Raw genomic sequence first — 8,161 nt, forward strand, 5'->3', positions numbered from 1 at the left:
CACCACAGCAGGCCCCCCACCCCCAGCCAGGCCGCCAACGGCATCGTGATCACCGCATAGAGGATCGGACTCAGCGAGGCACCCGATAACGAGTTAGGCAGCGGCGCAAACAAACTGGGGTCACCGCGCCACACCTGACTGAGCGGTTGGGCGCTGGTCAACCCGCCCAACCACACCTGCTGCCCGGAGTTCTCAAACCGCGGCCCAAACAGCGCGTCACTAGCGGTAGCGGGCAGGCTCGGATGCGCCTTGACGAATTCGGCCGGTGCCACAGTGACCATCGGGATGGTGGTGAAGTCCACCCCACCCACCGTCAAGGTCCAGCTGGTGCGCTCGTCGGCCTGCCAGGTGTAGGTGGCATCTCCCTGATAGAACGATGTGCGGTAGCGGGCGAAAATGTCCTGCGGGCTCCACGGCTGTTTGGACGTCCAGGCGCTGATGTCACCGGAGTTGACGATCGTCGAATACGCGGTGGTCTTGGTGGCGCTGTGTTGGCGATACCACTCGGCGGCTACCCGAGAGGCATACACCCGACGCAGATCGGCGTACTCCGCGGCGTGGTTGACCGCCGCCACGATCTTGGGCAAGATCGTGGTCCGGTACAACTCGTCGTTGCCGCGGGTGATCGCGGGATCCTGACCCGGGCAGCCGATGCCAGGTTTGAGATCGGTCCCCAGGATCTCGAGTTTGACGTCCAGCGGCGCGTCCAGCAGATACATCCCATTACCGTCTTGGGCCACGCTGGCCGGCAGCGGCACGATCCACTTGCGTTGCGGGGAAAAGCATTTGGAGCCTTGCAGGGCGTCGAGGAACCGGTGCCCGTCCACGGTGGACGGATCGACGAGCTGCGCGGTGGCCCGCTTCATCGTGTAATCGGCCTCCAACAACACCCGCCCGGCATCGGTACGGCCGAACTGCGCATCAATGATGCGGTCGGGCTCGTTGGGATTGAGATTGACCGTGAACGCCGAGGTCGGCAACGCCAGCCACACGAAGAACGCATCCGAGGCCATCGCCGCGTTGGCGTGGCCCCCGAACGACGGCGCCTCCCCGGGTTGTGCATTGGCGGCAAACGCATACCGCACCCCGCCGCCGCTGTAATCCGTGTCAGCGATGTAGCGCAGCTCCAGCGTGGAAAAGTCCACCCCACCCACCACACCGGGCACGGCGCCGCCCAGCCCGCCGGCGATTGCGTTGGGCAGGCCGGCAGCGATCCCGCCGATGCCGTTGACGACGCCGCCGGCGATATTGGCCACCAGACCGGGCACCCCACCAGCGGCCGCGGCCAGCGCAGAAGCGACCGCGCTGGCCCACGCGTTGGCCAGGTTCACCGCGGTGATCGGCCACGCCGGCACACCCCCAACATTGGGCACACCGGGCCCCGCCGGCGCGGGTGCAGGCGCCTGCGGGGCCGGGACCTGTTGGGAGGCCGGGACTTGTTGCGGGGCCGGCGCCGCCGTGGGTACCGGCGCGGAGGTCGGCGCCTGCGGCTGGACGTTGGCCTGGCCTTGCAGGAACTGCGCGACCCACTGCTTCTCGACGACGTCTTCGGGCGAGTCCGGCGACTGGTCAACGGGTTGGCCTCCACCACCGTCGACCGGGTTTTGCGAGCCGGTGGCCAACACTCCGGGGCCCGGCGGTGTGGCCTGTGGCGCGATATTGAGAAATCGCGAGGTGATCGCCGGCGCGCGCGCCAGTCCAAGCTCTTTGGCGACCTGGGCGGCGGTGTCATTCATGGCGCTCAGCGTTTTCGACAACGGTCTGCTGTCGAACACAATGCCCGCGTTGAGGTGGTGTTCTTCGCAGTACCGAAGAAAGTCTTTGAGTTGGTCTTTGCTGATGGCCCCGGTTTTGAAATCCCACAACCAGTTTTTGCCCTGCGCCCACAACTCGGGCTCGTTCAGCGCATCCGGGCGCCGATTCACCTCGCTGTCGGGCAGCCGCTGATTGAACCGCCACTCACCATTACTGAAATACGGCAAGCCCCGGACGATTTCTTCGAACCTCGCGCCAATATGGTTGCTGTTGTAAATGCGGATGTACTGCTCGCGGTATTTCGCCCAGGTCAGCGGCTTCGCCACGTACGGTGCCCGCTCGCGCTTGTACAGCTTCCAATTCTGCAGAAGATTCTCTTCGGTACCCCACGGCGCTAGGGACGCGACCTTGATGTCTTCCAGTTGTTTAGTCGTGGGTTCTTCCACGGCCGCCAGCGCGTTCGCCGACGAATACTCATAGGCCACCGGCGGCCCCTGCACCGGATCAGTCACCGAATACCCCGGTAGCGGCTCGGGCTCGGCCCCCGCCGGCCTCGCGGGGGCCAGCAACAGCGCCAACATCACCACCAGCAGCAGGGCCAGACCACCCCGAGCGCGCGCTGCCAACCCACACATCGCCACCACCTCCCATCACCGCCCGGCACTCCTAGCGGGCCGGCAGCCTCACGCTACGGTCGCGCGGTCGCGCGCCGCAATTCAGCGCGGCCCAACGGTATTAGTCCAACGGTGATAAAAATCGCGGGTGCGCCCAGGGTCGCGGAGTTCGATCATGCGCCAGAGCAGGCCGAAGGGGCCGGTGAAGTCAGAGTTGTCGTTCATCTGGATCTTGAAGTTAGCGGTAACCGGGTCGCCCGGGTCCCGGAATTCGACGTAGACCCAGCGGCAGGGGATGCCACGGCACAGCGTCTCACCCAGATAGAAACAGGCCCCCTCGACGAACTCGGCGTTGGCCGGGTCGTTGAACGCCTCCACCGTCGGAGTGAGTGCGCTGACCAACGCAGTCAGCCGATCAATACTGTCCGGACTGTAATCCCACTGGCCGCCGTAGCGCGCCGCCCACCGCGGAAAATCCGCACGCTGACCCGCCAACCACTCATCAAGCACCGCCGAGGGCGGCGGCGACGAAAACACCCCATCAGCCAGCGTGTGCTGCTTGCTCGGCGTCCAACCCGGATGCGCCGCACCGTAGGCATCCACCGCATCTCGCCAACCCTGATAGGTCGACACCCACACCCCGCTGTGGCTGCTTTGCGCCGCCTCCAGCAACAAATGCACCGGCGACACCGCCGACAGCCCGGTGACCGGGTCAGGACGCACCACCGGCAACCCCACCGCATCCGGCTCCTCAGCACCCGACACAAACCAACAATGCCGAGCCAGCTCACCATCACCAGAACCAGCGTCACCAGGCCACTGGGTGCTCCACTCCCACGCACCCCCACCCACCCGCATCAACGTCTCCCCCACATAGGCCGCCACCCCCGCCGCAAAAGCGTCATCACCCAACGGATAACGCCCGCGGTAGCGCTCACGCACCACCTCCTCGAGGGCTTGCAGCGACCCCGGCGAATAATCCAACTCCACCACCCCACGCAGATGCGCGTCGCCCATCATCCCGATCACCACGTTGACCCAATCCAGCCACCACTGCAACGACTCAGCCTCCACCACCATCTCCCCTCCTCAGCTCGACGCGGGAACGTCGGCGACACCGACCGTCCTGGGCACCCCAACTTACGATCACGTGCTCCGTCACGGCAATTCAAACATCGTCGACCCATGACTCAGCCACGGCCACCGTCGTCGCGGGCCTTAATCAACCATGCCGCCCTACCAGGGCGCCCCGGGCACCCACAGCCCAACTCGTGGAACCCGCCCGAACCCACACAGCCGCGCCGGCACAGCCCCGAGACCCGGTGAGCGACCCACACCCACCACGCGCCACCGCCATCCTCATCGGTATCGACCCGCCCAACACACACCCACCCCGGCTGGACACCACGGCCCAACCATGCCCCACAAACCCCATCGTTCGTCCTATATCCCTTGAACCCCAACAGGTTCGGCCACTATCAACCCCCAACCGCGCGAAAAATCAGCAACCCCAACCCAATCCGTTTCACCACACGCACGACCCAATTCACACCGAGATCAACCAAACAGCAGCAGCACCAAGCACATTCGCCGACGAATACTCGTAGGCCACCGGCGGCCCCTGCACCGGATCCGCCACCGAATACCCCGGCAACGGCTCGGGCTCGGCCCCCGCCGGCCCGGCGGGGGCCAGCAACAGCGCCGACACCACCACCAGCAGCAGGGCCAGACCACGCCGACCGCGCATTGCCAACCCCGACATCGCCACCACCTCCTACCGTCACCGGGCTCGATCAAACGCCCCGGGAACCAAAACCTACGATCGCGCGGCGGGCCACCGCAATTCAGCACGTCCTGGGGGTTTTGGTCCAACGGTGATAGAAGTCGCGGGTGTCACCCGGATCGCGGTGTCGAATAATGTATCGCAGCAGGCTGAAGGGGCCGGTGAAGTCGGCGTTGTCGTTCATCTGGATTTCAAAACTGGCCGTAACCGGATCACCCTCGTCGGTAAGGACGTCACGGTAGACCCAGCGGCAGGGGATGCCGCGGCGCAGCGTCTCACCCAGATAGAAACAGGCGCCCTCGACGAACTCGGCGTTGGCCGGGTCGTTGAACGCCTCCACCGTCGGGGTGAGTGCGCTGACCAACGCAGTCAGCCGATCAATACTGTCGGGGCTGTAATCCCACTGGCCGCCGTAGCGCGCCGCCCACCGCGGAAAATCCGCACGCTGACCCGCCAACCACTCATCAAGCACCGCCGAGGGCGGCGGCGACGAAAACACCCCATCAGCCAGCGTGTGCTGCTTGCTCGGCGCCCAACCCGGATGCGCCGCAACGTAGGCATCCACCGCATCTCGCCAACCCTGATAGGTCGACACCCACACCCCGCCGTCGCTGCTTTGCGCCGCCTCCAGCAACAAATGCACCGGCGACACCGGCGACAGCCCGGTGACCGGGTCGGGACGCACCACCGGCAACCCCACCGCATCGGGCTCGTCGGCACCCGACACAAACCAACAATGCCGAGCCAGCTCGCCATCACCAGAACCGGCGTCACCAGGCCACTGGGTGCTCCAGTCCCACGCACCCCCACCCACCCGCATCAACGTCTCCCCCACATAGGCCGCCACCCCCGCCGCAAAAGCGTCATCACCCAACGGATAACGCCCGCGGTAGCGCTCACGCACCACCTCCTCGAGGGCTTGCAGCGACCCCGGCGAATAATCCAACTCCACCACCCCACGCAGATGCGCGTCGCCCATCATCCCGATCACCACGTTGACCCAATCCAGCCACCACCCCAACGACTCAGCCTCCACCACCATCTCCCCTCCTCAGCTCGACGCGGGAACGTCGGCGACACCGACCGTCCTGGGCACCCCAACCTACGATCACGTGCTCCGTCACGGCAATTCAACACCGTCGACAAATGACCCAGGCACGGCCACCGTCGTCGCGGGCCTTGATCAACCATGCTGAACCACCCTGGGTTTCGTTGCACACTCGGTTACTGGTGCGCCTCCGTCTTGGCGCCCGCGCCCGCACCGAATGGGTTCACCGTCGCCGAGTTCACCGCCAAGGTGCACGCCCTCACCGGTTCCGAACAGTGCGGCTACAGCGTTCGTCAGGCGGCCTACGACCTGCGCAAGCTCCGCGGCAAACAGCTCGTGGACAAGCCCGGCCGAACCCGCCGCTACCACGTGCCGCCCCCGGCCGCACGCACCATCGCCGCCCTGCTCACCCTCCGCGACCAAGTCATTGCACCCATCCTCGCCGGAATCCGCAGCCCGAAGATGGGACGCAAACCCGCGCACTGGACACCCGTCGACCGCGACTACGAACGAATCCGCATCGACATGCAAACCCTGTTCACCGATCTCGCCATCGAAACCCCGCTAGCCGCTTAAGGATTCCGCGCAAGCTAACCATTGAACATCGCCAACAAATTGTCGAAAGTCGATCCTCAAGCGGCTAGCGCCGTCGACTTTCTGCATCGCCGGGATCGGCGTTTCTTGCGACACGCGATGACGGTCCTGCTGATCGGATCGACGGTGTTGTTGCGCTTTGCCTGCCGCCGCCCACCTGGCATGACGTGGCTGGATGCGCTGCACTTCAGCACCGAGACAATCGCGACCCGAGGCTACGGCGACTTCAACTTTGATCGCGATCACCAGGGCCGACGAGCCGGTCACGCTACATCCGCGCCGAGAGGCCCGGATGCGGGCCGGCGACACCGTCTATCTCGTCGGCCCCTACCGCGAGCTGCTGGCGACGCTGCGCAAAGGCCAACCCGTGCAGCAACGCGCGGTCGGTGGCTTGCCTGAAGCGGCGACTGGCTGACCTACAGCGCGGCGACCACGTCGGCGGCGCGACGAAGCTGCTCCAGGTCAGCACTGGTCGGGATCAGCTGAACCTCGTCGGTGCCGACCTCGTCGAACTTTCGCAGCACCGCCAGCAGCTGTTCCTCGCTACCGGCCCAGCCGGTCATCGGCGCCATGGCATCGACGTATTCGGCGGGGATCCAGTTCATGTAGCGCCGCAGGTGATGATGAACCTGCGCGCGGGCGTGATCCGGCGACCCAAAAGCGAACCAGAACGACGTCCCCAGGTGTGGTTTGGGCTTGCCCGCTTCGGCCCAGGCGGTGCGAGCGACGTCGTAGAGCTCGTTCTGCCTGGCGACGTCGAGGTCGAGGGTTGTTCCCGCGAGCCCGTCGGCCCACGCGGCGGCGCTGCGGAGGGTCTTTGGCCCAATCGTCCCGACGAGCAGCGGCGGACCGCCGGCCTGCACCGGCGCCGGGCCGATCGGCCGCTGTGACTCGGTGATCTTCTCGCCGGCCCAGACCCGCTTCATGACCGCCACCCGCTCGGCCATACCGCGCATCGTCTGCGTCGAGGAGTCGGCGCCGACGGCGTGGTAGTCCTCCTGCCGGCCGCCGATCCCGACTCCCACCGTCAACCGCCCACCACTGAGCACGTCGCCAGTGGCCAGCGCCTTCGCCAGCATCACCGGGTGATGCAATTGGGGCACGATCACCGTCGTCACCAACCGGACCCGGTCGGTCCAGGCGGCCAGCGCACCCAGCAGCGTCAGGCTGTCGGGGTTGTCGAACGCGATGCGCTCGCCCCAGCACAGCGACGAGAACGGTCCGTCGTCTATTGCGCGCGCCCACTTCTTGAGCACCGCCGCGTCGAGGTCGGGCTCCATCACGGGCATGGTCATGGCTATCTGCACGAAGGCGATTCTGGCAGCATGAGCTAGATGGGGTTCGCCAGCACGTCGATTGCGCATGTCAGGCTCACGGTCACCGATATCGAGCGATCGCGGCGGTTCTACGAGAGCGTGTTCGGCTGGCCGGTGCTGATCGAGGCTCCCGAGAATGCGGATGAGGCAACGCGCCGGCAGTTGGGCTTTCTGTTCGGCGGCGTCATCTACGACCTCGGCGGCGCGTTGCTGGGACTGCGCCCGGTGGCAAACGACCGCTTCGACGAGGATCGCGCCGGCCTGGACCATATCGCGTTCCGGGTCGGCAGCAGAGCCGAATTAGACGTTGCTGCTACACATCTCGACGATCTCGGTATCCGGCACGAGCCGATCAAAGACATCGGGCCGGCATACATTCTCGAGTTCCGCGACCCAGACAACATTGCATTGGAACTCACCGCGCCCAAATAGCGGGCGCGACGCGGCGCCGCAAAGTACGGGAGGCCAGCACATGGGGATCAGCTTCAACCACACCATTGTCGCGTCGCACGACAAGCGAGAGTCCGCGGAGTTCCTCACCGACCTGTTCGGCTTGCCCAAGCCGGTTGCGTTCGGTCACTTCATGGTTGTCGCACTCGAACACGGCGCGTCACTCGATTACGCCGACGTCCCGGCAGACGAGGAAATCCATCGTCAGCACTACGCCTTCCTGGTCTCTGAGCAGGAATTCGACGCCATCTACGGCAGGATCCGATCCCGCGGATTGGCGCACTGGGCCGACCCCGGTGCCACCCGGCCCGGTGAGGTCAATCATCGCGACGGCGGGCGTGGGGTGTATTTCCGGGACCCTGCCGGACATTTCCTGGAGATCCTCACCCGGCCGTACGGTTCGGGCGGCTAATCGGAAGTTACGGCTGCCTGGGTAAGGGTTTTCCGCCCTGAACTGGGGGTTTGCTGGTTTGCTGGTTTGTGTTTGTGGCTACGCGGCGATGGTCAGGGGGATGGTGGCCTCAATGAGGTCGAAAGCACGGCGTTGAGTGGGGGTGGCCTCGGCGAGTTTGTCGATCTCGATGTCGGTGTGGTGGTAGCG

At 65.6% G+C, this 8,161-nt stretch carries 8 protein-coding genes and 1 pseudogene; 4 read left to right on the plus strand and 5 right to left on the minus strand.

Annotation, left to right across the window (positions count from 1 at the left end; all coding sequences use genetic code 11):
* From EET03_RS19550 to EET03_RS19565, 4 genes are all read right to left on the minus strand, one after another.
* On the minus strand, positions 1-2,390 hold a 2,390-nt coding region (locus EET03_RS19550; RefSeq protein WP_208649095.1), incomplete at its 3' end, for a hypothetical protein.
* An 81-nt stretch (positions 2,391-2,471) separates the two neighbouring features.
* The gene (locus EET03_RS19555; RefSeq protein WP_122508811.1) at positions 2,472-3,449 is read right to left on the minus strand and encodes a hypothetical protein; all 978 of its coding nucleotides are present in this window, start codon (positions 3,447-3,449) and stop codon (positions 2,472-2,474) included.
* A 466-nt stretch (positions 3,450-3,915) separates the two neighbouring features.
* Positions 3,916-4,131, minus strand: a complete 216-nt coding sequence (locus EET03_RS19560; protein WP_136625730.1) for a hypothetical protein — start codon at positions 4,129-4,131, stop codon at positions 3,916-3,918.
* A gap of 82 nt (positions 4,132-4,213) precedes the next feature.
* Entirely contained in the window at positions 4,214-5,194 is a 981-nt protein-coding gene (locus EET03_RS19565) for a hypothetical protein (RefSeq protein WP_122508812.1), read from the minus strand.
* Positions 5,195-5,395: 201 nt separating this feature from the next.
* Between EET03_RS19565 and EET03_RS19570 the strand changes: the two genes are divergently transcribed.
* Both EET03_RS19570 and EET03_RS31775 read left to right on the plus strand, forming a co-directional pair.
* On the plus strand, positions 5,396-5,776 hold the full coding sequence (locus tag EET03_RS19570) for a hypothetical protein (protein ID WP_075542563.1): 381 nt from the start codon (positions 5,396-5,398) through the stop codon (positions 5,774-5,776).
* Positions 5,777-6,026: 250 nt separating this feature from the next.
* Positions 6,027-6,209, plus strand: a pseudogene (locus EET03_RS31775) (potassium transporter TrkA); the annotation flags it as partial.
* Between the two features lies 1 nt (position 6,210).
* Here EET03_RS31775 and EET03_RS19580 read toward each other — a convergent pair.
* A complete protein-coding gene (locus EET03_RS19580; RefSeq protein ID WP_063472175.1) occupies positions 6,211-7,089 on the minus strand; it encodes an LLM class flavin-dependent oxidoreductase in 879 nt (292 codons plus the stop codon).
* 39 nt (positions 7,090-7,128) lie between these two features.
* On the opposite strand from EET03_RS19580, the gene EET03_RS19585 reads away from it, so the two are divergent.
* Positions 7,129-7,542 (plus strand): VOC family protein, encoded by a 414-nt coding sequence (locus EET03_RS19585; RefSeq protein WP_063472176.1) that lies wholly within the window; start codon positions 7,129-7,131, stop codon positions 7,540-7,542.
* Between the two features lie 40 nt (positions 7,543-7,582).
* A complete protein-coding gene (locus tag EET03_RS19590; protein WP_063472177.1) occupies positions 7,583-7,972 on the plus strand; it encodes a VOC family protein in 390 nt (129 codons plus the stop codon).
* Positions 7,973-8,161 lie beyond the last annotated feature (189 nt).

The organism is Mycobacterium innocens, from assembly GCF_900566055.1.
Classification (GTDB): Bacteria; Actinomycetota; Actinomycetes; order Mycobacteriales; family Mycobacteriaceae; genus Mycobacterium; species Mycobacterium innocens.

Coding starts and splice junctions, on each gene's coding strand:
- EET03_RS19565 (WP_122508812.1), bottom strand. CDS start 5,194: ATGGTGGTGGAGGCTGAGTCGTTGGGGTGGTGGCTGGATTGGGTCAAC.
- EET03_RS19580 (WP_063472175.1), bottom strand. CDS start 7,089: ATGACCATGCCCGTGATGGAGCCCGACCTCGACGCGGCGGTGCTCAAG.
- EET03_RS19555 (WP_122508811.1), bottom strand. CDS start 3,449: ATGGTGGTGGAGGCTGAGTCGTTGCAGTGGTGGCTGGATTGGGTCAAC.
- EET03_RS19585 (WP_063472176.1), top strand. CDS start 7,129: ATGGGGTTCGCCAGCACGTCGATTGCGCATGTCAGGCTCACGGTCACC.
- EET03_RS19590 (WP_063472177.1), top strand. CDS start 7,583: ATGGGGATCAGCTTCAACCACACCATTGTCGCGTCGCACGACAAGCGA.
- EET03_RS19560 (WP_136625730.1), bottom strand. CDS start 4,131: ATGTCGGGGTTGGCAATGCGCGGTCGGCGTGGTCTGGCCCTGCTGCTG.